Source organism: Alsobacter sp. R-9 (assembly GCF_054612375.1).
The window spans coordinates 72,883-97,688 of the sequence record NZ_JBTSWJ010000005.1; the positions used below are offsets into that span (position 1 = coordinate 72,883).

21 protein-coding genes are annotated in these 24,806 nt (G+C 71.8%); 9 read left to right on the top strand and 12 right to left on the bottom strand.

Annotated elements, in window-relative coordinates:
* Nucleotides 1-151: 151 nt before the first annotated feature.
* From ACX9GQ_RS09950 to mmsB, 4 genes are all read left to right on the top strand, one after another.
* Nucleotides 152-1,651 (top strand): CoA-acylating methylmalonate-semialdehyde dehydrogenase, encoded by a 1,500-nt coding sequence (locus tag ACX9GQ_RS09950; protein WP_459629374.1) that lies wholly within the window; start codon nucleotides 152-154, stop codon nucleotides 1,649-1,651.
* Nucleotides 1,652-1,718: 67 nt separating this feature from the next.
* On the top strand, nucleotides 1,719-2,879 hold the full coding sequence (locus ACX9GQ_RS09955) for an isobutyryl-CoA dehydrogenase (RefSeq protein ID WP_459629375.1): 1,161 nt from the start codon (nucleotides 1,719-1,721) through the stop codon (nucleotides 2,877-2,879).
* A 3-nt stretch (nucleotides 2,880-2,882) separates the two neighbouring features.
* Nucleotides 2,883-3,251, top strand: coding sequence for a DUF5367 family protein (locus ACX9GQ_RS09960; RefSeq protein WP_459629376.1), 369 nt, complete (start codon nucleotides 2,883-2,885; stop codon nucleotides 3,249-3,251).
* A gap of 44 nt (nucleotides 3,252-3,295) precedes the next feature.
* The gene (gene mmsB, locus ACX9GQ_RS09965) at nucleotides 3,296-4,186 is read left to right on the top strand and encodes a 3-hydroxyisobutyrate dehydrogenase (protein ID WP_459629377.1); all 891 of its coding nucleotides are present in this window, start codon (nucleotides 3,296-3,298) and stop codon (nucleotides 4,184-4,186) included.
* 6 nt (nucleotides 4,187-4,192) lie between these two features.
* Here mmsB and ACX9GQ_RS09970 read toward each other — a convergent pair whose 3' ends face one another.
* Nucleotides 4,193-4,621, bottom strand: coding sequence for a YqaA family protein (locus tag ACX9GQ_RS09970; RefSeq protein WP_459629378.1), 429 nt, complete (start codon nucleotides 4,619-4,621; stop codon nucleotides 4,193-4,195).
* Nucleotides 4,622-4,767: 146 nt separating this feature from the next.
* Here ACX9GQ_RS09970 and glpK point away from each other — a divergent pair, with 146 nt between their 5' ends.
* The 3 genes from glpK to ACX9GQ_RS09985 all read left to right on the top strand — a co-directional run bounded on the left by glpK (nucleotide 4,768) and on the right by ACX9GQ_RS09985 (nucleotide 8,372).
* Nucleotides 4,768-6,270 (top strand): glycerol kinase GlpK, encoded by a 1,503-nt coding sequence (glpK, locus tag ACX9GQ_RS09975; RefSeq protein WP_459629379.1) that lies wholly within the window; start codon nucleotides 4,768-4,770, stop codon nucleotides 6,268-6,270.
* Between the two features lie 50 nt (nucleotides 6,271-6,320).
* Nucleotides 6,321-7,079, top strand: a complete 759-nt coding sequence (locus ACX9GQ_RS09980) for a M48 family metallopeptidase (protein ID WP_459629380.1) — start codon at nucleotides 6,321-6,323, stop codon at nucleotides 7,077-7,079.
* A 96-nt stretch (nucleotides 7,080-7,175) separates the two neighbouring features.
* Nucleotides 7,176-8,372 carry a multidrug effflux MFS transporter gene (locus tag ACX9GQ_RS09985; protein ID WP_459629381.1) on the top strand — a complete coding sequence of 399 codons (1,197 nt, stop codon included), beginning with the start codon at nucleotides 7,176-7,178 and terminating at the stop codon, nucleotides 8,370-8,372.
* A gap of 6 nt (nucleotides 8,373-8,378) precedes the next feature.
* On the opposite strand, the gene ACX9GQ_RS09990 is transcribed toward ACX9GQ_RS09985, so the two are convergent.
* From ACX9GQ_RS09990 to amaB, 4 genes are all read right to left on the bottom strand, one after another.
* A complete protein-coding gene (locus ACX9GQ_RS09990) occupies nucleotides 8,379-10,064 on the bottom strand; it encodes a thiamine pyrophosphate-binding protein (protein WP_459629382.1) in 1,686 nt (561 codons plus the stop codon).
* 71 nt (nucleotides 10,065-10,135) lie between these two features.
* Entirely contained in the window at nucleotides 10,136-11,317 is a 1,182-nt protein-coding gene (locus ACX9GQ_RS09995) for a CaiB/BaiF CoA transferase family protein (RefSeq protein WP_459629383.1), read from the bottom strand.
* A gap of 132 nt (nucleotides 11,318-11,449) precedes the next feature.
* The gene (locus ACX9GQ_RS10000; RefSeq protein ID WP_459629384.1) at nucleotides 11,450-12,667 is read right to left on the bottom strand and encodes an acyl-CoA dehydrogenase; all 1,218 of its coding nucleotides are present in this window, start codon (nucleotides 12,665-12,667) and stop codon (nucleotides 11,450-11,452) included.
* 44 nt (nucleotides 12,668-12,711) lie between these two features.
* Entirely contained in the window at nucleotides 12,712-14,235 is a 1,524-nt protein-coding gene (gene amaB, locus ACX9GQ_RS10005; RefSeq protein WP_459629385.1) for an L-piperidine-6-carboxylate dehydrogenase, read from the bottom strand.
* Nucleotides 14,236-14,360: 125 nt separating this feature from the next.
* On the opposite strand from amaB, the gene ACX9GQ_RS10010 reads away from it, so the two are divergent.
* Both ACX9GQ_RS10010 and ACX9GQ_RS10015 read left to right on the top strand, forming a co-directional pair.
* Nucleotides 14,361-15,287, top strand: a complete 927-nt coding sequence (locus ACX9GQ_RS10010) for a LysR family transcriptional regulator (RefSeq protein ID WP_459629591.1) — start codon at nucleotides 14,361-14,363, stop codon at nucleotides 15,285-15,287.
* Between the two features lie 242 nt (nucleotides 15,288-15,529).
* Entirely contained in the window at nucleotides 15,530-16,729 is a 1,200-nt protein-coding gene (locus ACX9GQ_RS10015) for an NAD(P)/FAD-dependent oxidoreductase (protein WP_459629386.1), read from the top strand.
* A 34-nt stretch (nucleotides 16,730-16,763) separates the two neighbouring features.
* Here the strand turns inward: ACX9GQ_RS10015 and ACX9GQ_RS10020 are convergent, their stop codons facing one another.
* The 7 genes from ACX9GQ_RS10020 to ACX9GQ_RS10050 all read right to left on the bottom strand — a co-directional run.
* Nucleotides 16,764-17,201 (bottom strand): hypothetical protein, encoded by a 438-nt coding sequence (locus tag ACX9GQ_RS10020; protein ID WP_459629387.1) that lies wholly within the window; start codon nucleotides 17,199-17,201, stop codon nucleotides 16,764-16,766.
* A gap of 421 nt (nucleotides 17,202-17,622) precedes the next feature.
* Entirely contained in the window at nucleotides 17,623-17,934 is a 312-nt protein-coding gene (locus ACX9GQ_RS10025; protein ID WP_459629388.1) for a hypothetical protein, read from the bottom strand.
* Nucleotides 17,934-18,560, bottom strand: coding sequence for a LysE family translocator (locus ACX9GQ_RS10030; RefSeq protein ID WP_459629389.1), 627 nt, complete (start codon nucleotides 18,558-18,560; stop codon nucleotides 17,934-17,936). Before ACX9GQ_RS10030 ends, ACX9GQ_RS10025 begins: the two co-directional genes overlap by 1 nt.
* A 543-nt stretch (nucleotides 18,561-19,103) precedes the next feature.
* Nucleotides 19,104-20,552, bottom strand: a complete 1,449-nt coding sequence (locus ACX9GQ_RS10035) for an aldehyde dehydrogenase family protein (protein WP_459629390.1) — start codon at nucleotides 20,550-20,552, stop codon at nucleotides 19,104-19,106.
* A gap of 32 nt (nucleotides 20,553-20,584) precedes the next feature.
* Nucleotides 20,585-21,775 carry a fumarylacetoacetate hydrolase family protein gene (locus ACX9GQ_RS10040; protein WP_459629391.1) on the bottom strand — a complete coding sequence of 397 codons (1,191 nt, stop codon included), beginning with the start codon at nucleotides 21,773-21,775 and terminating at the stop codon, nucleotides 20,585-20,587.
* 159 nt (nucleotides 21,776-21,934) lie between these two features.
* Nucleotides 21,935-24,355: a phenylalanine--tRNA ligase subunit beta gene (gene pheT / locus ACX9GQ_RS10045; RefSeq protein ID WP_459629392.1), complete on the bottom strand. Its 2,421-nt coding sequence runs from the start codon at nucleotides 24,353-24,355 to the stop codon at nucleotides 21,935-21,937.
* A 13-nt stretch (nucleotides 24,356-24,368) separates the two neighbouring features.
* The coding region (locus ACX9GQ_RS10050) for a tRNA ligase subunit PheS family protein (RefSeq protein WP_459629393.1) at nucleotides 24,369-24,806 on the bottom strand (438 nt) is incomplete at its 5' end.

A 24,806-nucleotide genomic window follows, 5' to 3' on the forward strand; every position in this document is an offset into this window, starting at 1 on the left:
CCGGCGCGGCCCCGGTCGTATGGGCATATCCGCACGGGCTGTGGCGAAAAGTTCCCATAGCCGTGCGTCCATGGCAATGCTACGGGAGCGGCAAGAGCCCGCGAGGCAAGAGCCTGCGAGGGCACCCGGTCCAGGTCCAGGGAGGATCAGCATGGTGGCGGAACTCACCCATTTCATCGGCGGCAAGCGCGTGCCCGGCACCTCCGGCCGCTTCACCGATGCCTTCTGGCCGATGACCGGCGAGGTCGCGTCCCGCGTGCCGCTCGCCTCGCGCGACGAGGTCCGCGCCGCGGTGGAGAACGCCAAGGCGGCGCAACCCGGCTGGGCGGCGACGAACCCGCAGCGGCGCGCCCGCGTGCTGATGAAATTCCTCGAGCTGGTGGCCAAGGAGTACGACAGCCTCGCCGAAGTGCTGGCCAAGGAGCACGGCAAGACCGTCGCCGACGCCAAGGGCGACATCCAGCGCGGCCTCGAAGTGGTCGAGTTCTGCATCGGCGCGCCGCAGATGATGAAGGGCGAGTACACCGAGGGCGCCGGCCCCGGCATCGACATCTATTCGATGCGCCAGCCGCTCGGCGTGGTCGCCGGCATTACGCCCTTCAACTTCCCGGCGATGATCCCGCTGTGGAAGTGCGCCCCGGCGATCGCGGCCGGCAACGCCTTCATCCTCAAGCCGTCCGAGCGCGACCCGTCGGTGCCGCTGCGCATCGCCGAGCTGTTCCTCGAGGCCGGCCTGCCGGCCGGCATCCTCAACGTCGTCAACGGCGACAAGGAAGCGGTCGACGCCATCCTCGACGACCCGGACATCAAGGCCGTCGGCTTCGTCGGCTCGACGCCGATCGCCGAGTACGTCTACACGCGCGGCTGCGCGGCGGGGAAGCGCGTGCAGTGCTTCGGCGGCGCGAAGAACCACATGATCATCATGCCCGATGCCGACATGGACCAGGCCGTCGACGCCCTCATCGGCGCGGGCTATGGCTCGGCCGGCGAGCGCTGCATGGCGATCTCGGTTGCCGTCCCCGTCGGCAAGTCCACCGCCGACGCGCTGGTCGAGAAGTTGATCCCGCGCGTCGAGAGCCTCAAGGTCGGCCCGTCCACGGACCCGTCCGCCGACTTCGGCCCACTGGTCACCAAGGCGCACCTCGACAAGGTGAAGTCCTACGTCGACCTCGGCGTGAAGGAGGGCGCGACGCTGAAGGTGGACGGTCGCGGCTTCACCATGCAGGGCTACGAGAAGGGCTTCTACATGGGTGGATGCCTCTTCGACGACGTGACGAAGGACATGCGCATCTACAAGGAGGAGATCTTCGGCCCGGTCCTCTCCGTGGTGCGCGCCAAGGCCTATGACGAGGCGCTGGCGCTGGCCAACGACCACGAGTACGGCAACGGCGTCGCCATCTTCACGCGCGACGGCGACGCGGCCCGCGACTTCGCCGCGCGCGTCAACGTCGGCATGGTCGGCGTCAACGTGCCGATCCCGGTGCCGCTGGCCTACTACACCTTCGGCGGCTGGAAGCGTTCCGGCTTCGGCGACCTGAACCAGCACGGCCCGGACGCCTTCCGCTTCTACACGAAGACGAAGACGGTCACGTCGCGCTGGCCGTCGGGCATCAAGGACGGCGCCGAGTTCGTCATCCCGACGATGCGCTGAGGTCGCGGGGCGGGCTCGGGGCACCGCCCCGTTTCCGCCGGTCTTCTGCCCGTCGAGAGGCCGCCCGATGAACCCGTTCGCGCTGACCGAGGACCATGTCGCCATCCGCGACATGGCCCGCGCCTTCGCCGCCGACAACCTCGCGCCCCACGCCGTGGAGTGGGACGAGCGCAAGCACTTTCCCGTCGACGTGATGCGGGAGGCGGCGGCGCTCGGGATGGGCGGCGTCTACGTCCGCGACGACGTGGGCGGCTCGGGGCTGACGCGCCTCGACGCCGCGCTGATCTTCGAGGCGCTGGCCACGGGCTGCCCCACGGTCGCGGCGTTCATCTCCATCCACAACATGGCCGCGTGGATGATCGACACCTACGGTTCCGCCGAGCAGCGGGCCCGCTGGCTGCCGAAGCTCACGACCATGGAGGCGATCGCCAGCTACTGCCTCACCGAGCCCGGCGCAGGCTCGGACGCCGCGGCGCTGCGCACGCGGGCCCGCCTCGACGGCGACCACTACGTCGTGGACGGCGTGAAGCAGTTCATTTCCGGCGCGGGCGTCTCCGACATCTACGTGACGATGGTGCGGACCGGCGAGGACGGAGCCGGCGGCGTCTCGACGCTGGTGATCGAAAAGGACACGCCCGGCCTCTCGTTCGGCGCCAACGAGCGGAAGATGGGCTGGAACGCCCAGCCGACCCGCCAGGTGATCCTCGAGAACTGCCGCGTGCCGGTGGCCAACCGACTCGGCCCCGAAGGCATCGGCTTCCGCATCGCCATGGCCGGCCTCGACGGCGGGCGCCTCAACATCGCCGCCTGTTCGCTCGGCGGGGCGCAGGCGGCGCTGGACAGGTCGCTGGCCTACATGGGCGAGCGCAAGGCCTTCGGAAAGCGCCTGCAGGACTTCCAGGCCCTGCAGTTCCGGCTGGCCGACATGGCGACCGAGCTGGAGGCGGCCCGCACCTTCCTGTGGCGGGCGGCCGCCGCGCTCGACGCGAAGGACCCGCAGGCGACGCAGCTTTGCGCCATGGCCAAGCGCTTCGGCACCGACGTCGGCTTCGAGGTGGCAAACGAGGCGCTGCAACTGCACGGCGGCTACGGCTACCTCGCCGACTACGGGATCGAGAAGATTGTCCGCGACCTGCGCGTGCACCAGATCCTCGAAGGGACCAACGAGATCATGCGACTCATCGTGGCGCGCGGGCTGGTCGGCCGCGGGCAGGGCAGCGGCACCTGAACCATGGCGCTGCGCTCGGTCCTCCTCGGCTTCGTGCTGGCCGCTGCCGTGCTCGCCGGCTTCCACCTGTACGGGCCGCAGTTCTTCATCGACGGGCGCAGCCCGTTCCAGACCAACTTCGCCGCCGGCGCCGGCATCGGCCTGCTGCTGGGCCTCGTCGGCCCCTTCGTCTGCACGGCGCGCGGCAGCGAGAGGCCGATGTCGGCGATCCTCATCGCGCTGCCGGGGCTGATCGCGATGGCCGCGGTCACCTCGCACTTCGCCATCGTCTTCAAGGCGCTCGACCCGGTCATGGACAAGGTGTTCGGCGCCCTGATGCTGTGGAGCTACGCGTTCCTGCTCGTCGGCGGCCTCCTGAAGTGGCGTCGCTGACGACCTGAACACGCATCAAGGACCCATCCGACCAGGAGGAACGCATGTCCACCATCGCCTTCATCGGCCTCGGCAACATGGGCGCGCCGATGAGCGCCAACCTCGTGAAGGCGGGACACCGGGTCATTGGCTTCGACCTCGTCGCCGCCAACGCGGAGGCAGCGGCCCAGGCGGGCGTTGCCATCGCGCCTTCCGCCGCCGACGCCGTGCGCGAGGCGGAGGTCGTCGTGACCATGCTCCCGGCCGGCAAGCATGTCCTCTCCGTGTGGGGCGACGTGCTGGCGAAGGCGAAGCCCGGCACGCTGTTCATCGACAGCTCGACCATCGACGTCGACAGCGCGCGGGCGGCGCACGCGGCCGCCGCCGCGGCCGGCATGCTCTCGGTCGATGCGCCGGTCTCCGGCGGCGTGGGCGGGGCGACCGCCGGCACCCTCACCTTCATGTGCGGCGGCGAGGAGGGGGCGTTCGCCGTGGCCCGGCCCGTGCTGGAGCGGATGGGCCGCAAGGTCGTGCATTGCGGCGCGGCCGGCGCCGGGCAGGCGGCGAAGATCTGCAACAACATGATCCTCGGAATCTCGATGATCGCGGTCAGCGAGGCCTTCGTGCTGGGCGAAAAGCTCGGCCTGTCGCACCAGGCGCTGTTCGACGTGGCCTCGACCTCGTCCGGCCAGTGCTGGTCGCTGACGACCTACTGCCCCGTGCCGGGCCCGGTCCCGACGAGCCCGGCCAACAACGGCTACAACCCCGGCTTCGCCGCGGCGCTGATGCTGAAGGACCTCAAGCTGTCGCAGGAAGCCGCCGGTGCTGCCGGCGCCGCGACGCCGCTCGGCGCCCATGCCGCGGCGCTCTACGAGGCCTTCAACGAGGCGGGCTTCTCGGGAAAGGACTTCTCGGGGATCGTGGAGTACATCCGCAGCGGTGCCGGCAAGGCCTGAGCCGCCCTACTGCACGGCGGCCAGCGCCCCGGCCAGCACGAGGTAGCGGGCGAGCTTGGCCACCGCGACGACCGGCACGAAGAGCCAGAACGGGGTGCGGAAGACCCCGGCGAGCACCGTCAGCGGGTCCCCGACGATGGGGGCCCACGACAGCAGCAGAGACCAGACGCCCCAGCGGCGGTACCAGTCGGCGTAACGGTCGAACCGGTCGCGCGGCACCGGGAAGCGCGGATGGTCCTTCCAGTGCCCGAGCCATCGGCCGACGGCCCAGTTGACGCAGGACCCCAGCGTGTTGCCGAGCGTTGCCACGGCCAGCGCCTCAGCCGTGCCGACGCGGCCCGTTGCCAGCAGCCCCAGCAGGGCGGCCTCGGAGGAGCCCGGCAGCAGCGTCGCCGAGAGGAAGGCGGCGGCGAAGAGGCCGGCGAGTTCGAGCATGGGGGTCTGACGGGTCCCTCGGCCGGCCGCAGCTTGCGGGGGCCGCCGTCCCATAGCTAAATCGCAGGCCATCGAACAGGGCCACTCGCGGGCCGCAGCATGACGACCCGGCGGCCGGTCCAGGGCACGCGGGTCCGGGAGGACGCATGACCGCCATTCTCGCCATCGACCAGGGCACCACCTCGTCCCGAGCCATCGTCTTCCGGCCGGACGCCTCGATTGCGGCGGTGGCGCAGCAGGAGTTCCCGCAGCACTTTCCGGCGTCGGGGTGGGTCGAGCACGAGCCCGAGGACCTCTGGGCGACCACGCTCGCGGTGTGCCGGGAGGCCATGGCCAGGGCCGGGCTCGCGGCGAAGGACCTCGCGGGCATCGGCATCACCAACCAGCGCGAGACCACCGTCGTCTGGGACCGCACCACGGGCAAGGCGGTGCACCGGGCCATCGTTTGGCAGGACCGCCGCACGGCCGACACCTGCGCGACGCTGAAGCGCGCCGGACACGAGGCGCTCGTCTCGGCGCGGACGGGCCTGCTGCTCGATCCCTACTTCTCGGGCACCAAGATCGCCTGGATTCTCGACAACGTGCCGGGCGCGCGGGCCCGCGCGGAGCGGGGCGAACTCGCCTTCGGGACCGTGGACAGCTTCATCCTGTGGCGCCTGACGGGCGGCGCCGTGCACGCGACGGATGCGACGAACGCGTCCCGCACGCTGCTGTTCGATATCCATCACGGCGCCTGGGACGAGGACCTCTGCCGGCTCCTGCGCGTGCCGATGGCAATGCTGCCGCAGGTGCGGGACTGCTCCGCCGACTACGGCACGACCGTGCCCGATCTGCTCGGCGGACCGGTCGCGGTGCGCGGCATCGCGGGGGACCAGCAGGCGGCGACGGTGGGGCAGGCCTGCTTCTCGGCCGGCATGATGAAGTCGACCTACGGCACCGGCTGCTTTGCCCTGCTCAACACGGGCGACGCCCCGGTCGCCTCCCGCAACAAGCTGCTGACGACGATCGCCTACCAGCTCGGCGGCAAGCGCACCTACGCGCTGGAGGGCTCCATCTTCATCGCCGGCGCGGCTGTCCAGTGGCTGCGGGACGGGCTCGGAATCATCAAGTCGGCGGCCGAGAGCGGCCCGCTGGCGGACCAGGCCGACCCGGCGCAGGCGGTGTACCTCGTTCCGGCCTTCGTCGGCCTGGGCGCTCCCTACTGGGACGCCGAGTGCCGCGGCGCCCTCTACGGCCTCACCCGGGCGACGGGGCCGAAGGAGATCGCCAAGGCGGCGCTGGAGAGCGTGTGCTACCAGACGCTCGACCTGCTGGACGCCATGCAGGCCGACTGGCCGGGCGCTGCGGACGCCCGGACCGTACTGCGCGTCGACGGCGGCATGACCGCCTCCGACTGGGCCATGCAGCGCCTCGCGGACATCCTGGGCGTGCCGGTCGACCGCCCGGTGGTGAAGGAAACGACGGCGCTCGGAGCCGCCTATCTCGCGGGCCTCTCGGCCGGCGTCTTCCCCGAGCCGGACCGCTTCGCCGACCTCTGGCGGCTCGAGAACAGGTTCACCCCGACGCTCGACGCCACCGCACGGGCCGCCAAGGTCGCGGGCTGGCGCGATGCCGTCTCGCGGACCCTGACGAGACCGCATGGCGGGTAGGCTCCAGCGGGGCCGATGACTTTCCCGCTGCATTGCAGCACCATCGGCGCATGATTCTCGGCCTGCGCTCCCGCCTGCGCCGGCCGGCGCCGCCGGCCGAGCCAGCCCATCTGGACGTCGCCCACGCGGGCGAGGTGTTCCGGGTCGTCGTGAAGCGCGCCGCCGCGGCGCGCCGGTTCACGCTGCGCGTCAGCGCCGCCACCGGCGACGTGGTCCTCACCCTGCCGACCCGCGCCGATTTCGCCCGCGCGGCCGATTTCGCCCGCCGGCATGGCGGCTGGATCGCCGCCCGCATGGCCAAGCTTCCGGCGGCCGTCGATCTCGTTCCGGGCGCGGTGGTCCCGCTGCGCGGGATCAACCACCACATCGAACACCGGCCGAAGGCCCGCGGCACGGTCTGGGTCGAGACGCACGAGAACGGCCGTTGCGTGCTCGCCGTGGCGGGAGCGGCGGAACACACGCATCGCCGCATCCTCGATTTCCTCAAGCGCGAGGCCAAGCGCGACCTCGAGGCTGCCGTGCTGCGGCACACCACGGCGCTCGGCAAGCGCGCAGCCAAGATCACGCTGCGCGACACGACGAGTCGGTGGGGCTCCTGCTCGGCGGCGGGACGGCTCAACTTCTCGTGGCGGCTGATCCTGGCGCCCGCCTTCGTGCTCGACTACCTCGCCGCACACGAGGTGGCGCATCTCAAGGAGATGAACCATTCCCCCCGCTTCTGGCGGATCGTGCACCGCCTCGCGCCGCGCACCGACGAGGCCGAGGCCTGGCTGAAAAGGCACGGAACGGCCCTGCACCGCTACCGCTGAGCCCCCGCGCATGGCTCCCGCGCCGCGGTGCGGGTCGACAGGGCCACCGCTGGCCGCTACACCCCGGCATCCCCCTTCCCCGGTGGCGCCTCCCCGATGCCCTTGCGGCCCGACACCTTCGCACTGACGGTCGTGCTCGCGCTGATGACGGCGCTGGGCCCGCTGTCGACGGACATGTACCTGCCGTCGCTGCCGGACATCTCGGTGACGCTCGGGGCCTCAACCGCCCACACCCAGCTCACGCTGTCGGTGTTCCTGCTGGGATTCGCCTGCGGGCAGATTGTCTACGGCCCCTTTGCGGACCGCTACGGGCGGCGTCCGCCGCTGCTGGCCGGCTTCGTGCTCTACATCGTGGCCACGGCGCTGTGCTCCCTCGCGCCCACGATCGACTGGCTCATCGCCGGCCGCTTCCTGCAGGCGCTCGGCGCCTCGGGGCCCATCGTCCTCGCCCGCGCCATCGTCCGCGACCTCTACGAGGGCCCGCGCGCCGGCCGCGAACTGGCCCGCATGGGCACGATCATGGGCGTGGTGCCGGCCATCGCGCCGACGCTGGGCGGCGTCCTGCAGGCTCTCTACGGCTGGCGGGCCAGTTTCTTCGTCACGACGGCCGGCGCAATCGCGCTGGTCGGCGTCGTCTGGGCCCTGCTGCCGGAGACGCTTCGCCAGCGCTCCGACGCCTCCCTGTCGCCGCTCGGCATCGCCCGCTCCTTCGCCTCGCTTCTGCCCCACCGCGGTTTCCTCGTCTACGTGGCCCTGTCGGCGCTGACCTATGGCGGGCTCTTCGCCTTCATCTCCGGGTCCTCCTTCGTGCTGCAAGGCTTCTACGGCCTGAATTCCATCGTCTATGGCATGTCCTTCACCTTCGCCGTCTGCGGTTATATCACGGGGACCGTGATCGGCCGCCGGCTGGTGGGCTCCAGGGGTCTCGACGGGACAGTGGGCATCGGTGCGGCGTGCCTCGCGGCCGGCAGCCTCGTGATGCTCGGCCTGGTGCTGCTGCGGACGGGGTCGTTCCTCGAGGTCGCGGCGCCCATGGCGATCTACACGTTCGGCGTCGGGCTGCTCATGCCCAACGCGATGGCCGCCGCGATGCAACCCTTCGGCGACCGGGCCGGGGCGGCTTCCTCGTTCCTCGGGCTGGTGCAGATGATGCTCGGCGCGGTGGTGGGCGTCTTCGTCGGCCTCACCGTGCCGCTCGGGGCCGTGGCGCTTCCCGCCACCATGGCCGTGCTCGGCGTCGCCGCGCTGGGGCTCTATGCCGTCACCGGCGTCGCCCGCCGCACGGCGCTCTGAGCCGGATCAGCCCTTCGCCTGCGCCGCGTCGCGGATCTTCGCCAGCGTGGTCGCGGGCGTGATCGCCTCAGGGTCGATCATCACATGCAGGATCGACGGCCTGCCGGAGGCTACCGCTCGCTCGAATGCCGGCTCGAACTCCGCCGTGGTCTCGATGCGCTCGCCGTGCCCGCCGAAGGCGCGGGCATAGGCCGCGAAGTCGGGGTTGCGCAGCCGGGTGCCGGACACGCGGCCCGGGTACTCCCGCTCCTGGTGCATGCGGATGGTGCCGTACATGCCGTTGTCGACGACGACCACGATGATCGGCAGGTCGTACTGCACCGCGGTCGCAAACTCCTGCCCGTGCATGAGGAAGCAACCATCGCCGGCGAAGCAGACCACCGTCCGATCGGGGAAGAGCCGCTTCGCGCCCACAGCGGCGGGCAGGCCGTAGCCCATCGAACCGGAGACGGGGGCGAGTTGCGTGGCAAAGCGCCGGAACCGCATGAAGCGGCCGACCCAGATCGCGTAGTTGCCGGCGCCATTGGTGACAATGGCGTCCGCCGGCAGGCGGTTGCGCAGCCAGACCATGGCCTCGCCGTACTGGAAGCGGCCGGGGATCGGCGCCGGCTGCTCGGTCCAGGCGAGATAGTCCTCGCGCGCCTGCCGCGTCTCGGCCCGCCAGCGGATCTCGTTGGGCGGCTGCACCGTCTCCAATGCCGCGGCGAAGGCCGGCGGGGTGGCGTTGATGCCCAGCGCCGGGTGGTAGACCTTGCCGAGTTCCATCGCGTCGGCGTGGACGTGCACCAGCGCCTGCCGCGGGGACGGCACGTCGAACAGCGTGTAGGCCTGGGACGGAACCTCGGCCATGCGGCCGCCGGCGACGACGACGAGGTCTGCAGCCTCGATCCGCGCCTTCAGCCTGGGGTTCGGACCCAGCCCGATCTCGCCGACGTAGTTCGGATGGTCGGCCGGGAAGAGCATGGAGCGCCGAAACGAGGTCGCGACGGGGAGGTCGAACCGCTCGGCGAAGCGGCGCACGCGGCCGCAGGCCTGCTCGCTCCAGCCGCCTCCGCCGAGAACGAGGATCGGCCGCTCCGCCGCCCAGAGCCGCTTCTGCAGGTCGGCCATCTGGGTCAGGCCGGGCCATGTCTCGACCGCGTCCACCCGAGGGCCGGCGACAGCGGTGGTGGCCTCCAGCAGCATGTCCTCCGGCAGCGCGATGACGACGGGCCCGGGGCGGCCCTGCATCGCGATGTGGAAAGCGCGCGAGATGATCTCGGGAATGCGCGCGACCTCGTCGATCTCGACGGCCCACTTGGTCATGGAGCCGAACACGGCCTTGTAGTCGAGTTCCTGCCACGCCCCGCGGCCCTTCACGCCGCGCTCGATCTGGCCGACGAAAAGGATGAGCGGCGTGGAGTCGTGCTCGGCGATGTGGATGCCCGCCGAGGCGTTGGTCGCCCCCGGTCCGCGGGTCACCATGGCGATGCCGGGCCGTCCGGTGAGGCGGCCGTGGGCCTCCGCCATCATCGTCGCGCCGCCCTCCTGCCGGCACACCGTGACCTCGATCGACGCGTCGTGCAGCGCGTCGAGGACGGCGAGATAGCTCTCGCCCGGCACGCAGAAGACGTGGCGCACGCCCTGCGCGGCGAGGCAGTCCACGATCAGCTGACCGCCGGTACGGGAGGTGGAGGGGCTCGAAGCGGTCATGGCGGGTCCTGTCGGCGGGCGATGCGCCCGGTTATGGCGAAGGCGGCTCGTCCTGTCACCCGGCGCGGGTGTCAGGCTCCTCCGCCCCAGGCGGGGTCGTCGAGCACCTCGCGCGTGTGTTCGCCGAGCCGGGGAGAGGCCCGGCCGGCGACGAGCGGCTCGCCGTCGAGCACCAGCGGGCCGCGAAGGCTCGGCACGGTGCCCTCCGGCGTCGGTGCCGGCAGCTCGACACGCATGCCGCGGGCGATGGCCTGCGGATCGGCAAACACGTCGGCGACGCCGTTGATCGGCCCGGCCGGAACGCCCACGCGCTCCAGCGCCGCCAGCAGGTCGCCGCGCGCGAAGGTGATGGTGCGCTCGCTGAGCAGTCCGATCAGCCGCTCGCGGTTCGCGATGCGGCCGGCATTGCTGAGGTAGTCGGGATCTTCGGCGAGGTGCGGGACGCCGAGCACCTCGCACAGGCGTCGGTACTGACCGTCGTTGCCCGTGGCGATGACGATGTGCCCGTCTGCGACGGGGAACACCTGGTAGGGCACGAGGTTGGGGTGCGCGTTCCCCATCCGGGTCGGCGCCTTGCCGGACACGAAAAAGTTGAGCGCCTGGTTGGCGAGCACGCTGACCTGCGTGTCGAAGAGCGCAAGGTCGAGGTGGCCGCCCTCGCCCGTGGCGTCACGGCGGCGCAGGGCCGCGAGGATGCCGATGACGCCATAGACGCCGGTGAAGATGTCGGCATAGGCCACGCCGGGCTTTTGCGGTTCGCCGTCGCGATCACCCGTCAGGTCCATGATCCCGCCCATGGCCTGGATCATGAAGTCGTAGCCGGCCCGCTCCCGGTAGGGGCCCGTCTGGCCGAAGCCGGTGATCGAGCAGTAGACGAGCCGCGGATTCACCGCCTTCAGGCTGTCGTAGTCGAGCCCGTACTTCCTGAGCCCGCCGACCTTGAAGTTCTCGATGAGAACATCGGCGGAGGCCGCGAGTCGCCGCACCGTCGCGCGCCCCTCCTCGGTCTCGAAGTCGACCGCGATGGAGCGCTTGCCGCGGTTGCAGGCGTGGAAATAGGCCGCCGAAAGCGTGCCGCCGTCCGCCGCGGGAACGAAGGGCGGCCCCCACGCCCGCGTGTCGTCACCGGCTCCGGGCCGCTCGACCTTCACGACGTCGGCGCCGAGGTCGGCCAGCGTCTGCCCGACCCACGGACCCGCGAGGATGCGGGCGAGTTCGAGGACGCGGACGCCGGCGAGAGGCTTCTGGGTCATGGGTGGGCTCCCAACGGGGCTCTGCGCCGTCCCGCGCCGCGGTCGCGCGGCTCGCTCATGCGGCGGGCGGGCTCTCCGGCCGCGGTCGTGCCGAGGGCGGCGGGGACCGTGTCACCGCCGCCCGTCCGCGACTCAGAAGAATGCCTGCAGCCCGGTCTGCGCCCGGCCCAGGATGAGCGCATGCACGTCATGCGTGCCCTCGTAGGTGTTCACGGTCTCCAGGTTGGCGGCATGGCGCATCACCATGTACTCCTGCTGGATGCCGTTGCCGCCGTGCATGTCGCGGGCGACACGGGCGATGTCGAGCGCCTTGCCGCAGTTGTTGCGCTTGACGAGGGAGATCATCTCCGGCGCGACCTTGCCCTCGTCGAAGAGGCGGCCGACCCGCAGGCTCGCCTGCAGGCCGAGCGTGATCTCCGTCTGCATGTCCGCGAGCTTCTTCTGCACGAGCTGGGTGGCGGCCAGCGGACGCCCGAACTGCTTGCGGTCCAGCGTGTACTGGCGGGCGCGGTGCCAGCAGTCCTCGGCGGCGCCGAGGACGCCCCACGAGATGCCGTAGCGGGCACGGTTGAGGCAGCCGAATGGGCCCTTCAGGCCCGAGACGTTCGGCAGCAGCGCGCTCTCCGGCACCACCACGCCGTCCATGACGATCTCGCCGGTGATCGAGGCGCGCAGCGAAAGCTTGCCGCCGATCTTCGGCGCGGAGAGCCCCTTCATGCCCTTCTCGAGGACAAAGCCGCGGATCTGGTCGCCATGCGCGGCCGACTTCGCCCATACGACGAAGACGTCGGCAATCGGCGAATTCGAGATCCACATCTTGGAGCCGGTGAGGCGGTAGCCGTCCGCCACCTTCTCGGCGCGGGTCTTCATGCCGGCCGGATCGGAGCCTGCGTCCGGCTCGGTCAGGCCGAAGCAGCCGATCCACTCGCCGGAGGCGAGCTTGGGCAGGTACTTCTTGCGCTGCGTCTCGTCGCCGTAGGCGTAGATCGGGTACATGACCAGGGACGACTGCACGCTCATCATCGAGCGGTAGCCGGAGTCGATGCGCTCGATCTCGCGGGCGACGAGGCCATAGGAGACGTAGTTGGCGCCGGCGCAGCCGTAGTCCTCAGGGATCGTGACGCCGAGCAGGCCGAGTTCGCCCATCTCCCGGAAGATCGACGGATCGGTCTTCTCCTCGGCGTAGGCCTCGATCACCCGCGGCAGCAGCTTCTCCTGCGCGAAGGCGCGGGCCGTGTCGCGGATGAGGCGCTCGTCCTCGGTGAGCTGATCCTCCAGCAGGAACGCATCGTCCCACTTGAAGGCGGCGGGTGCCGGCTTGTCCTTGGCCTTCGGGGCAGTGGCGGTCATGGTCGTCGTCCTTCCCTGCGGAGCGGCGTGGCGGCCGGCTCGTGTCAACCCATGATGTCGAAAGTCACGCCCTGCGCCAACGGCAGGGTCGTGCCGAAGTTGATCGTGTTCGTGGCGCGGCGCATGTAGGCCTTCCAGGCGTCAGAACCGGCCTCGCGCCCGCCGCCGGTCTCCTTCTCGCCGCCGAAGGCCCCGCCGATCTCGGCGCCAGACGGGCCGATGTTGACGTTGGCGATGCCGCAGTCGGACCCGGACACCGACACGAAGCGCTCGGCCTCCCGCATGTTGAGCGTGAAGATGGAGGAAGACAGGCCTGCACCGACGGCATTGTGGAGCGCGATGGCCTCCTCGAAGGTCCGGTAGCGCATCACGTAGAGGATCGGGGCAAACGTCTCGCGCAGCACCGGCCCGGCCTGCGCCGGCATCTCCACCAGGGCCGGGGCGGCGTAGTACGCGTCGGGCCAGCGGCCGGCGTGCTCGCGGACGCCGCCATGAATGGACCCGCCGGCGGCGCGGGCCTCGCCGAGGGCGCGCTCCATGCCGTCGAAGGCGCCCTTGTCGACCAGAGGTCCCACGAGGACGCCGTCCTCGCGCGGGTCACCGACCCTGACGCTCTCGTAGACCTTCTTCAGGCGCGGCACGAGGGTGTCGTAGACGCTCTCGTGCACGATGAGGCGGCGCAGCGTGGTGCAGCGCTGGCCGGCAGTGCCCATCGCGGCGAAGGCGATGCCGCGCAGCGCGAGGTCGAGGTCCGCCGACGGCGCGACGATGGCGGCGTTGTTGCCGCCGAGCTCCAGGATCGAGCGGCCGAAGCGCGCGGCGACGCGCGGGCCGACCTGCCGGCCCATCGCGGTCGAGCCCGTGGCGGAGACCAGCGGCACCCGGTGGTCGTCGACGAGCAACTCGCCCAGCGCACGCCCGCCGACCAGCACCTGCGACAGGCCGCGCGGGATGCCGCCGAAGCGCGCGCCCGCCTTCTCGACAATGGCCTGCACCGCGAGGGCCGTCAGGGGGGTCTTCTCGGACGGCTTCCAGACGACGGGATTGCCGCAGACAAAGGCCAGCGCGGCGTTCCATGACCAGACCGCGACCGGGAAATTGAAGGCGGAGATGACACCGACGACGCCGAGCGGATGCCACGTCTCCATCATGCGGTGGTCGGGGCGCTCGGTGGCAATGGTCAGGCCGAACAGCTGCCGGGAGAGGCCGACGGCGTAGTCGCAGATGTCGATCATCTCCTGGACCTCGCCGAGGCCCTCGGAGGTGATCTTCCCGACCTCGAGCGTCACCAGCCGTCCAAGATCCGCCTTGGCGGCCCGAAGCTCCTCGCCGAGCAGGCGGACGAACTCGCCGCGCCGTGGCGCCGGGACCTCGCGCCACGAGAGAAAGGCCTCGGCGGCGGCAGCGATGGCGTCCCGCGCCTCGTCCGCCGTGGTCTCGCGAAGCGACGTGACGATCTCGCCGGTGATCGGCGAGCGGGCCGGGAGGCCCGTCGCGGAGAGAACGGTGCCCGGCACGCCGAGCCGCTGGAGAATGGAGAGAGCCTCGTCGCGGATCGATTGCGTCATGGGATCCCTCCTCCGGGCAGCACGACAAGCCGGCTCACAGGCCGGCACGCTGCTGCAGGGTGCGACTTCCCGGCGGCATCCGCAAACGATATGTTCTCAGGAGTTGATGAGGAAAACTGATGAACATTCTCTCCGCCTCCTCCCGACGCCTCGTCCCGTCACTCGCGGCGCTGCAGGCGTTCGAGGCGGCGGCGCGGCATGGGTCGTTCACGCGGGCGGCGGAGGAACTCGACCTGACGCAGGGGGCGGTGAGCCGGCAGGTGGCGATGCTGGAGGCGCAGCTCGGCGTCCGGCTGTTCGACCGGGTGCGCCAGCGCGTCAACCTGACCCCCGCCGGCGTCGGCTACGCGCAGGACGTGCGGGAGGCGCTGTCGCGGCTCGCCGCGGCGACGCTGTCGGCCATGACGGCCCGCGGCGCCGGCGGCGTGCTGGCGCTCGCCATCCTGCCGACCTTCGGCACCCGCTGGCTGATCCCGCGGCTGCCGCGCTTCTTCGCGGCCCACCCGGACGTGACCATCAACTTCGCCACGCGCATCGTGCCGTTCGACTTCGCGCTGGAGGGCCTCGACGCCGCCATCCACTTCGGAGACCGCCACTGGCCGGGGGCCGAACTCCATCCGCTGATGGGGGAAACCATCGTCCCGGTGGCGAGCCCCGACCTCGTCGCCCGCGCCGGTCTGCGCGCCCCCGCCGACCTCCTCGGCGTGCCGCTGCTGCAGCAGGCAACCCGCCCCCGGGCGTGGGCGGAATGGCTCTCGGCGGTCGACCTGCCCGCCGACGCGGCGGTCTCGGGCCCCAGCTTCGAGCAGTTCGCCATGGTGGCGCAGGCGGCCGTGGCCGGCCTCGGCGCGGCGGTGGTGCCGCGGTTCCTGGTCGAGGACGAACTGGCCAGCGGGCGCCTCGTCATCCCCTTCGACCGCCCGATCGAGAGCCGCCAGAGCTACTGGCTGGTGCACCCGACCCACAAGCGCGACCGGCCGCAGGTCGCGGCCTTCCGGCGCTGGCTGCTGGCCGAATGTGGCCGCCCCGAAGGAGGCCGCGAGGGCGGATGAGCCGGGCTCTCCGGCCCCTCGCCTTGCTTCCGCTTTGAATTCTGCACCGTTCCGCCATGCTCCCGGACGGCGTTTGCGCACTCTCCGGGCCTCCGTGGACCGAAAAGGCACACTCTCCGTCGTCTCTCCGGCGCATTTCTGATCCGCGCGGCGCCGTGCTTGCCACGCCGGCCGGCATCGGGGATCATGCGCCACCCTCATGAAGCCGGGTCCGACGCGACCCGCCAGCCACGGATCGCCGCGTGACCCTCTCCGCCGACGTCGTCATTGCCGGGGGCGCCGCCATCGGCTCGTCCACCGCCTACCACCTCGCCTCGGACCCCGGCTTCAAGGGCAGGGTGATCGTGGTGGAGAAGGACCCGACCTACCAGTTCTCGGCCTCGGCGCTGTCGGCCGCGTCGATCCGCCAGCAGTTCTCCAGCCCGGTCAACATCCTGATATCGCTGCATGGAATCGCCTTCATGCGGTCGATCGGCGAGCACCTCGCCGTCGGCGACGACCGGCCCGCCATCGACCTGCACGAGGGCGGCTACCTCTATCTCGGCACGCCAGCCACGGCCCCCATCCTGGCGGAGAACCAGGCGCTCCAGACGAGCCTCGGCGCCGACATCCTGCTGATGGACCCGGCGGCCCTGAGCGAACGCTTCCCATGGCTCGGCCTCGACGGGATCGTCTGCGGCACCTGGGGCCGCAGCGGCGAGGGGTGGTACGACGGCTGGGGGCTGATGCAGGCGTTCCGCAAGAAGGCCCGCAGCCTCGGCGTCACCTATGTCGACGGCGAGGTCGTGGCCGTCGAGCGCGAGGGTGGGCAGGCGACGGCGGTGGTGCTGGCGGACGGCACGCGCATCGCGTGCGGCGCGCTGGTCAATGCGGCCGGTGCGTCAGGCGGGCGGCAGCTCGCCGCGGCGGCGGGGATCGACATCCCGGTCTACGCGCGCAAGCGCTGCGTCTTCACCTTCCACTGCAAGGGCGACGTGACGCGCGCCCCGCTGCTGATCGACGTGTCGGGGTGCTGGTTCCGGCCCGAGGGCCGGCCGGGCGCGGACGGGCAGATGTTCATCTGCGGCGGCGGACCCGGCCGCGAGGAGCACGGCGACGCCACCGACTTCGAGGTGGAGTGGGACCTCTTCGAGGAGACCTACTGGCCGACGCTGGCGGCGCGGGTGCCGGCCTTCGAGCAGATCCGGCCGGGCCGGGCGTGGGCGGGCCACTACGACATGAACGACCTCGACCACAACGCCATCGTCGGGCTGGCGGAGGGCACGCGGAACATCTATCTGGCCAACGGCTTCTCGGGGCACGGGCTGCAGCAGTCGCCGGCCGTCGGACGCGCGCTGGCCGAACTCATCGCGCACGGCCGCTACGTCACCCTCGACCTCTCCGAAATGGGGCACGACCGCATCGTCGCGGGCCGTCCGCTCATGGAACGCAACGTGATCTGAGCAGCCGGCCCGCGAGAAGCCGCCCCGTCGCGCGTCAGTAGCAGACGCGGACACGGCGAACCCGGACGTAGCCCCAGTCGTCCACCACGCGGCGGGCGACGATGCGGCAGCCGTCATAAGCGCCATAGCCGCCGTAGTAGGGGCGCGGCGCGTAGTAGGACGGGCGGTAGTAGCCGCCGCCGTAGTAGGGCTGGGCGTAGTAGCCGCCATAGCCGGGCCCGTAGCCATAGGCAGGCCGCGCGGCCGAGGCCGCGATGGCGCCGAGCGCCAGGCCGCCGATGATGCCGGCGGCGACCGCGCCGCCGTTGTTCCAGCCGCCGCCGCGGTAGTAGCCACCGCCACGGTAGTACCCGCCGCCGTAGCCGGGGCCGTAGTAGCGGTATCCGGCCTCCGCGGGGGCCGACGTGGCGAAGGTCATGCCGCCGAGGGCAACGGCACCGATGACGGTGCTGACGATCGACTTCCTGATCATGTTACGCACTCCCTGACGCTCGTTCTGGTGCCGCGACGTGCCGGGCACCGCCCCGACCGGGGAGGGTCCGAGGGGGCGTGCCCGGCCGCCGACGCGGATCGGCGTCTCATGTGCCAGATTGGCTCGTTCAACCTGAACGCGAGCCAAACGTTCCGTTCATCTTCGTTCAGGTTGGGATGCGGGTGGGCGGCGTCGCCCCCGGATGGCGGTCCCGAAGGCCCTCCCCCGCCCCGCTGGCGGCGTGCCTTCGTCCCCGCCCCGCCGTCATCCCCGGTGCTCCGCGCTGCGGACCGGGAAGGGGATCCATCGGGCGGTCCCGCCGGGCCGGGGGAGCGAACGTCGCAAAGGTCTGGGTCCCCTTCCCCTCCGCGCCTCCGGCGCTCCGGCCGGGGATGACGGCGGAGCGGGCAATGCGCGCCGTCTACGGCCGCTCGAAGCTGCCGCGGCAGCGGCCGGGGGCGGTGCAGCGGATGTCGACGCCGCGCGGGAGTGGCCGGGCGGCAGGGCGGCGCGTGTCGCCGCGCGGCGCGGGAGCGGCGGTGGGCTCGGCATCGTCCGGTGCGGCGGGGCCGTCGCTGCAGTAGCGCCCGGTGACGGCGCCCGTGCGGTCGTAGGTGGCGACGCACGAGGTCGCGGCCCTCGCGGAAACCGACGCGACGGTCGTCGGCCCGGCAAGGACGAGGAGCAGGACGGCGCCGGCGCGCGGCAGCCCTCCGCGGCGGCCCGACCCCATCACCCCTGCGCGCCGCGCACCGCGAGCGTGGCGATGCCGGCGCCGACGAGCAGCGTGCCGCCCGCCCGGTTGACGACGCCGATGGCGCGCGGGTTGCGCATCAGGCCGCGGGCCCGCGACGCGAGCAGGGCGTAGACGAGCACGTTGGCGAAGGCGAGCGCCAGGAAGGTGGGCCCGAAGACGAGCATCTGCGGCAGCAGCGGAGCCTTCGCGTCGAGGAAGAGCGGCAGGAAGGCGACGAAGAAGGTGATCCCCTTGGGGTTGAGCGCCGTCACGATCCACGCGTGGCCGAGCATCGAGAGCCGCGAGGAGGCGTCTGTGCGGGGCGCGGCGTCGAGGGTTCCGCCCGCCCGCCAGAGCTTGATGCCGAGCCAGATCAGGTAGGCCGCGCCGATCCACTTCAGCACCGTGAACAGCGTCGCCGACGCCGCCAGCAGCGCGCCGAGGCCGAGCATGGACACGGTCATGGCCGTGAAGTCGCCGAGCGCCACGCCCACCGCCATCGGCAGCGCCGCCCGCCAGCCCTGGCCGAGCGCGTAGGAGACGACGAGCAGGATCGTCGGCCCGGGGATGACCACGAGCACCGCCGAGGCGGCGGCGAAGGCGAACCAGGTCTCGAGGGTCATGGCGGGCACCGGCCGGAAACGGGAGCCGCATGAAGCCACGCGCGCGGAGGGCTGTCGAGGGCATGAGTGGGGGTGGGGGCGCAGGGTCGCCCCGTCCTTCCGGCCGAGGGCACCCCTCATCCGCCTCCGCTGCGCTCCGGCACCTTCTCCCCGCTCACGGGGAGAAGGGGAGGCGGCGCCGGCGCGGGAGCTTGAGATTCGCGTCCGAGCGGCGTCCTGAGCAGCGTCTCGAGCAGAGGACACGAGCGAGGCGGCGCTGGTCCCTTCGCTCCCGCAGGGGGAGAAGGCGCCCCGCCTTCCGCCGTCATCCCCGGCGGTCCGCGCAGCGGACCGGGAAGGGGATCCACCGGAAGGCCGACACGCGTGACCGGCGTTGGCAAGGGGCTGGGTCCCCTTCCCCTCCGCGCCTCCGGCGCTCCGGCCGGGGATGACGGTTGGGGGGCGGCGCTCCGACCGGGGATGACGGTGGAGGGGGCGGGGGACAGGAGGGAGCGCTCGCGGCCGGGACGGTGCTGGGCGTCGTCCCGGCCGTTCGCGTTCGGCTCAGCCTGCGAAGGTGTAGGCGGTCTTCACGGTGGTGTAGAACTCCCGGGCGTAGGCGCCCTGCTCGCGGGGGCCGTAGCTGGAGCCCTTCCGGCCGCCGAAGGGGACGTGGTAGTCGACGCCGGCCGTCGGCAGGTTGACCATCACCATCCCGGCCTCGCTGTTGCGCTTGAAGTGCGTCGCGAACTTCAGGCTCGTGGTGCAGATGCCGGAGGAGAGGCCGAACTCGGTGTCGTTGGCCACCGCCAGCGCCTCGTCATAGTCCTTCACGCGGATGACGTTGGCGACCGGGCCGAACACCTCCTCGCGCGAGATGCGCATGGCGTTGGTGGTGTTCGTGATCAGCGCCGGCTGCATGTAGAAGCCGGGCGTCTCGCGGTTGAGCAGCTCGCCGCCCCAGTGCAGCGTGCCGCCCTCCTCCTTGGCGATGGCGACGTACTTGAGGTCCTGGTCGAGCTGGCTCTGGTCGACCACCGGGCCGATGTGGGTGCCCGCCTTCAGCGCGTCGTCGATGATGAGGCCCTTCATGCGCTCGGTCAGCGCCTCGACGAAGCGGTCGTGGATGCCCGCCTGGACGATGAGGCGCGACGAAGCCGTGCAGCGCTGGCCGGTGGAGAAGAAGGCGCCGTTGACGGCGCACTCCACCGCGGTCTTGAGGTCGGCGTCGTCGAGCACGACGAGCGGGTTCTTGCCGCCCATCTCCAGCTGCACCTTCTTCATCGGCGTGGCGGCGACGCAGGCCGCGGCGATGCGCCGGCCGGTCGAGACCGACCCGGTGAAGGTGACGGCCGTGACGTCGCGGTTCTCGAGGATCGCCTGGCCCACCTCCGAGCCGCGGCCCATGACGAGGTTGAGGACGCCCTTGGGGCAGCCGGCGCGGTGGACGATGTCGACCAGCGCCCACGCCGAGCCGGGCACGAGGTCGGCCGGCTTGAAGACGATCGTGTTGCCGTAGGCGAGCGCCGGGGCGATCTTCCAGGCCGGGATGGCGATCGGGAAGTTCCACGGCGTGATCATGCCGACGACGCCGACCGGCTCGCGCGTCATGTCGACCTCGACGCCGGGACGCACCGAGGCGAGCTTCTCGCCCGAGAGCCGCAGGCACTCGCCGGCGAAGAAGGCGAAGATCTGGCCGGCGCGGGTGGCCTCGCCGATGCCCTCGGGCAGCGTCTTGCCCTCCTCGCGGGAGAGCAGGCGGCCGAGCTCCTCCTTGCGGGCGAGGATCTCGTCGGAGGCCTTCTTCAGGATCTCGTAGCGCTCCTGCGGCGTCGTGCGCGACCAGGCCGGGAAGGCGGCCTTCGCCGCGGCGACCGCCTGGTCCGCCTGGGCGCGAGAGGCGCGGGCATAGTGGCCGACGATGTCGCCGGTGTTCGACGGGTTGACGTTGGGGGTGGCGGAGGCGCCCTCCACCCACTCGCCGGCGATGAGGTTCTTGTAGCTGTCGGACATGGCCATGTTCCCTGGCAGGAGTCCCGTCGGGCTCAGATCAGGCCGCGGCGGGCGAGGTTGCGCATGAGATGCGAGGTGCCGAACGTCCAGGGCGGGCACTCGGTCGACAGCCGGATGCGGTTGACGAGCGTGCCGAGCTTGGGCGTGGCGATGGTGACGATGTCGCCGACCTTGTGCGTGAAGCCCTTGCCGGGCGTGTCGCGGTCGTCGATGGGGGCGAAGAGGGTGCCGGTGTAGAGCACGGCGCCGTCCGGATACTGGTGATGCCGGCCCAGCATCTGCGAGGCGAGGTCGGTGAAGTCGCGGCTGATCTTCGACAGGCTGGACGCGCCCCGGAGCACGTAGCCCTCGGGGCCGTCGACGCGCAGCGAAAGCTCGGCGCGGCGCAGCTCGTCGAGCGAGAAGGTGGCGTCGAAGAAGCGCACGAACGGCCCCAGCGTCGCCGAGGCGTTGTTGTCCTTGGCCTTGCCGAGGAGGAGGGCCGAGCGGCCCTCGACGTCGCGCAGGTTGACGTCGTTGCCGAGCGTGGCGCCGACGATGTGGCCCGACGAGGCGACGACGAGCACGACCTCCGGCTCGGGGTTGTTCCAGGTGGAGACCGGGTGGATGCCGGCGTCGGCACCGGTGCCGACGCTCGCCATGGGCGGCGCCTTGGTGAAGATCTCGGCGTCCGGGCCGATGCCGACCTCGAGGTATTGGCTCCACGCGCCCTGCGCGATCAGCACCTCCTTGAGGCGCATCGCCTCCGGCGAGCCCGGCTTCAGCCGCGACAGGTCGTCGCCGACGAGGGCGGTGATCTCCTTGCGGATCGAGGCAGCGGCGTTGAAGTCACCCCGCGCGCGCTCCTCGATGACGCGCTCCAGCATGGAGATGGCGAAGGTGACGCCCGCGGCCTTCACGGCCTGCAGGTCGACCGGCGAGAGCAGCCACGGGCGGTCCTCGACGCGGCCGTCCGGCGGTGTGTTGCCGAGGATCGCCTCCAGCGGGCCGAGGTCCTCGCCGTCGGCTTCCGCCAGCGCACGGGCGGGGTCGGGCTGCTCGCACAGGTCGCGCATGGTGGGGAAGGCGCGCGAGATGTCGATGGCGTGCACCGTGCCGGCGACGGCGCGGATGGCGACGACGGAGGGGCCGCCGGCGTCGGGGCGCCAGACGCGGCCGGCGAGCGCGCCAGCGGCGCCGTCCTGCGGCAGCGTGGCGGCGAGGTCGAGTGCGATGCGCGTCACGGCGGCGTCTCCCCTTGGTCCGGCCCGTCACCCGGGCTCTTTCGCGATCCGGGATGCGTTCTAGCACCCGCACGCGCGGGCGGCGAGGCGTCCCGCGCAGGGGTCAGCCCTGCGCGCGCCTCGCGGGCGGGAGGGGGCGCGGAGAGCCGCGCCCGGCCCTCAGCGCAGGGTGGCGCCGGTCTTCTTGCCGACCTCGGCCACGATCTTCGCCGCGACGGCGTCGATCTCGGCGTCGGTGAGGGTCTTCTCGGTCGGCTGCAGCGTCACGGCGACGGCCACCGACTTGCGGCCCTCGGGCACGCCCGGGCCCTCGTAGACGTCGAAGACGTCGACGGCGGTGACGAGCTGGCGCTCGGCCGCCTGCGCGGCGCGCAGGATGTCGGCGGCGGCAACGTCGCGGGGGACGACGAAGGCGAAGTCGCGCGACACGGGCTGGAACTCGGAGAGCACCAGCTTCGGCTTCATGCGCGTCGGCTTCGCCTTGGGCGGCGGCAGGACGTCGAGCACGAGCTCGAAGGCGACGGCCGGACCCTTGACGTCGAGCGCCTCGAGCACGGCGGGGTGGACCTCGCCGAAGGCGCCGACGACCATCTTCGGGCCGAACTGCAGCGTGCCGGAGCGGCCGGGGTGGAACCAGGACGGGCCGCCGCGGGCGACCTGCAGGCCGCCGGTCGGCACGCCGAGCGCCTCCAGCAGCGCCATGGCGTCGCCCTTGGCGTCGAAGGCGTCGACCGGGCCGGCGGGCACGGACCACTGCCGGCCGGACGCGGCGGGACGGCCGAGCGCGCGGCGCACCCCGGCGGCGACCATCTGCTGGTCCTGCGGGCGGTCGCCGCGGAACACCTGGCCCACCTCGAACAGCGCCGTGTCGGGATAGCCGCGGTCGGCATTGCGCTGGGCGGCGCGCAGCAGGCCGGGCAGCAGGCTCGGGCGCATGTCGGAGAGGTCGGCGGCGATGGGGTTGGCGAGCGCCAGCTCCGGCTGGCCGCCGCCGAAGCGCTCGGCGTCGGCGCGGCCGATGAACGACCACGTCACCGCCTCGACGAGGCCGCGCGCGGCGAGCGCCCGCTTGGCACCGCGCGTGCGCTTCTGCAGCAGGGTGAGCACCGGCTTGGCGACCGTCGCCTCCTCGCGGGGGAACGGCGTCGAGGCGACGCGGTCGAGGCCGGCGATGCGCACGACCTCCTCGACGAGGTCCGCCTTGCCCTCGATGTCCGGGCGCCACGACGGCACGGACACCTTCACGGTGTCGCCGTTGCCGGAGATCCAGAAGCCGAGGTCCTTGAGGTAGGCCTTCATCTCCGGCACCGGCAGCTCGAGGCCGGTGAGGCGGCGCGTCTCGCTCCACGGGAAGTCGATGATGCGGTCGGTGTCCGGGATCTGGCCGGCCAGCACCACCGCCGACGCCTCGCCGCCCGCGAGGTCGAGGACCATCAGCGTGGCGAGGTCGAGGCCGGGCAGCGTGTAGGCGGGGTCGAGCCCGCGCTCGAAGCGGTAGCGGGCATCCGAGTTGATGCCGAGCCTGCGGCCCGTCTGGGCGATGTTGAGCGGGTCCCACAGCGCCGACTCGATGAGCACGTCCGTGGTGCTCTCGTCGCAGCCCGAGTGCTCGCCGCCCATGATGCCGGCGATCGATTCGACGCCCCGGTTGTCGGCGATGACGACCATCGAGGGGTCGAGCCGGTAGGTCCGGCCGTCGAGCGCCAGCACCTCCTCGCCGTCGCGCGCGCGGCGCACCACGAGGTCGCCGTCGACCTTCTTCAGGTCGAAGACGTGCAGCGGGCGGCCGCGGTCGTAGGTGACGTAGTTGGTGATGTCGACGAGCGTGTTGATGGGCCGCAGGCCGATGGCCTTGAGCCGGCGCTGCAGCCACTCGGGGCTCGGGCCGTTCCTGACGCCGCGCACGAGGCGCAGGCCGAAGGCCGGGCACAGGTGCTCGTCGCCGGGGGCGAAGTCGAGCCGCACGCCGGTGGAGCACGGGTAGGTGCCGCGCACGGCCGGCTCGGGCCGCTCGACGAGACGCCCGAGGCCCGCCGCCGCGAGGTCGCGCGCGATGCCGCGGATGCCGAGCGCGTCCGGGCGGTTGGGCGTCACGGCGACGTCGAACACCGGGTCGCCCAGGCCCGCCCACTCGGCGTAGCGCACGCCGACCGGGGCGTCGGCCGGCAGGTCGATGATGCCCTCGTGGTCCTCGGAGAGGCCGAGCTCGAAGGCCGAGCACAGCATGCCGCGGCTCTCGACGCCGCGGATGGTGCCGACGCCGAGCGTGATGCCCTTGCCGGGAATGTAGGTGCCGGGCGGCGAGAACACGCTCTTCATGCCGGTGCGGGCGTTCGGCGCGCCGCAGACCACCTGCACGGGCGCGCCCTCGCCGGTGTCGACCATGCACACCCGCAGCCGGTCGGCGTTGGGGTGCTGCTCGGCGGAGACGACGTAGGCGACCGTGTAGCCGGCGAGTTCCTTCGCCTTGTCCTCGACGCCCTCGACCTCGAGGCCGACGCGGGTCAGCGCCTCGGCGATCTCGTCGACCGTGGCGCTGGTGTCGAGGTGCTCCCTGAGCCAGGAGAGGGTGAACTTCATGGCGCGCTCCTCCTCAGCTGCTCAGGCCGCCCAGCAGGGTCGGCATGTCGAGCGGCCGGAAGCCGTAGTGGTTGAGCCAGCGGACGTCGGCGTCGAAGAAGGCGCGCAGGTCCGGCATGCCGTACTTGAGCATGGCGATGCGGTCGATCCCCATGCCCCAGGCGAAGCCCTGGTACTCGTCGGGGTCGAGGCCGCAGTTGCGCAGGACGTTGGGGTGCACCATCCCGCAGCCGAGGATCTCCAGCCAGTCCTCGCCCTCGCCGAAGCGGATCTCGCCGCCGCGCCGCGAGCACTGGATGTCGACCTCCGCCGACGGCTCGGTGAAGGGGAAGAAGGACGGCCGGAACCGCATCTTCACCGACGGCACCTCGAAGAACGCCTTGCAGAACTCCTCGAGGATCCACTTCAGGTGGCCGAGGTGCGAGCCCTTGTCGATGACGAGGCCCTCGAC

Coding starts and splice junctions, on each gene's coding strand:
- ACX9GQ_RS09950 (WP_459629374.1), top strand. CDS start 152: ATGGTGGCGGAACTCACCCATTTCATCGGCGGCAAGCGCGTGCCCGGC.
- ACX9GQ_RS09955 (WP_459629375.1), top strand. CDS start 1,719: ATGAACCCGTTCGCGCTGACCGAGGACCATGTCGCCATCCGCGACATG.
- ACX9GQ_RS09960 (WP_459629376.1), top strand. CDS start 2,883: ATGGCGCTGCGCTCGGTCCTCCTCGGCTTCGTGCTGGCCGCTGCCGTG.
- mmsB (WP_459629377.1), top strand. CDS start 3,296: ATGTCCACCATCGCCTTCATCGGCCTCGGCAACATGGGCGCGCCGATG.
- ACX9GQ_RS09970 (WP_459629378.1), bottom strand. CDS start 4,621: ATGCTCGAACTCGCCGGCCTCTTCGCCGCCGCCTTCCTCTCGGCGACG.
- glpK (WP_459629379.1), top strand. CDS start 4,768: ATGACCGCCATTCTCGCCATCGACCAGGGCACCACCTCGTCCCGAGCC.
- ACX9GQ_RS09980 (WP_459629380.1), top strand. CDS start 6,321: ATGATTCTCGGCCTGCGCTCCCGCCTGCGCCGGCCGGCGCCGCCGGCC.
- ACX9GQ_RS09985 (WP_459629381.1), top strand. CDS start 7,176: ATGCCCTTGCGGCCCGACACCTTCGCACTGACGGTCGTGCTCGCGCTG.
- ACX9GQ_RS09990 (WP_459629382.1), bottom strand. CDS start 10,064: ATGACCGCTTCGAGCCCCTCCACCTCCCGTACCGGCGGTCAGCTGATC.
- ACX9GQ_RS09995 (WP_459629383.1), bottom strand. CDS start 11,317: ATGACCCAGAAGCCTCTCGCCGGCGTCCGCGTCCTCGAACTCGCCCGC.
- ACX9GQ_RS10000 (WP_459629384.1), bottom strand. CDS start 12,667: ATGACCGCCACTGCCCCGAAGGCCAAGGACAAGCCGGCACCCGCCGCC.
- amaB (WP_459629385.1), bottom strand. CDS start 14,235: ATGACGCAATCGATCCGCGACGAGGCTCTCTCCATTCTCCAGCGGCTC.
- ACX9GQ_RS10020 (WP_459629387.1), bottom strand. CDS start 17,201: ATGATCAGGAAGTCGATCGTCAGCACCGTCATCGGTGCCGTTGCCCTC.
- ACX9GQ_RS10025 (WP_459629388.1), bottom strand. CDS start 17,934: ATGGGGTCGGGCCGCCGCGGAGGGCTGCCGCGCGCCGGCGCCGTCCTG.
- ACX9GQ_RS10030 (WP_459629389.1), bottom strand. CDS start 18,560: ATGACCCTCGAGACCTGGTTCGCCTTCGCCGCCGCCTCGGCGGTGCTC.
- ACX9GQ_RS10035 (WP_459629390.1), bottom strand. CDS start 20,552: ATGTCCGACAGCTACAAGAACCTCATCGCCGGCGAGTGGGTGGAGGGC.
- pheT (WP_459629392.1), bottom strand. CDS start 24,355: ATGAAGTTCACCCTCTCCTGGCTCAGGGAGCACCTCGACACCAGCGCC.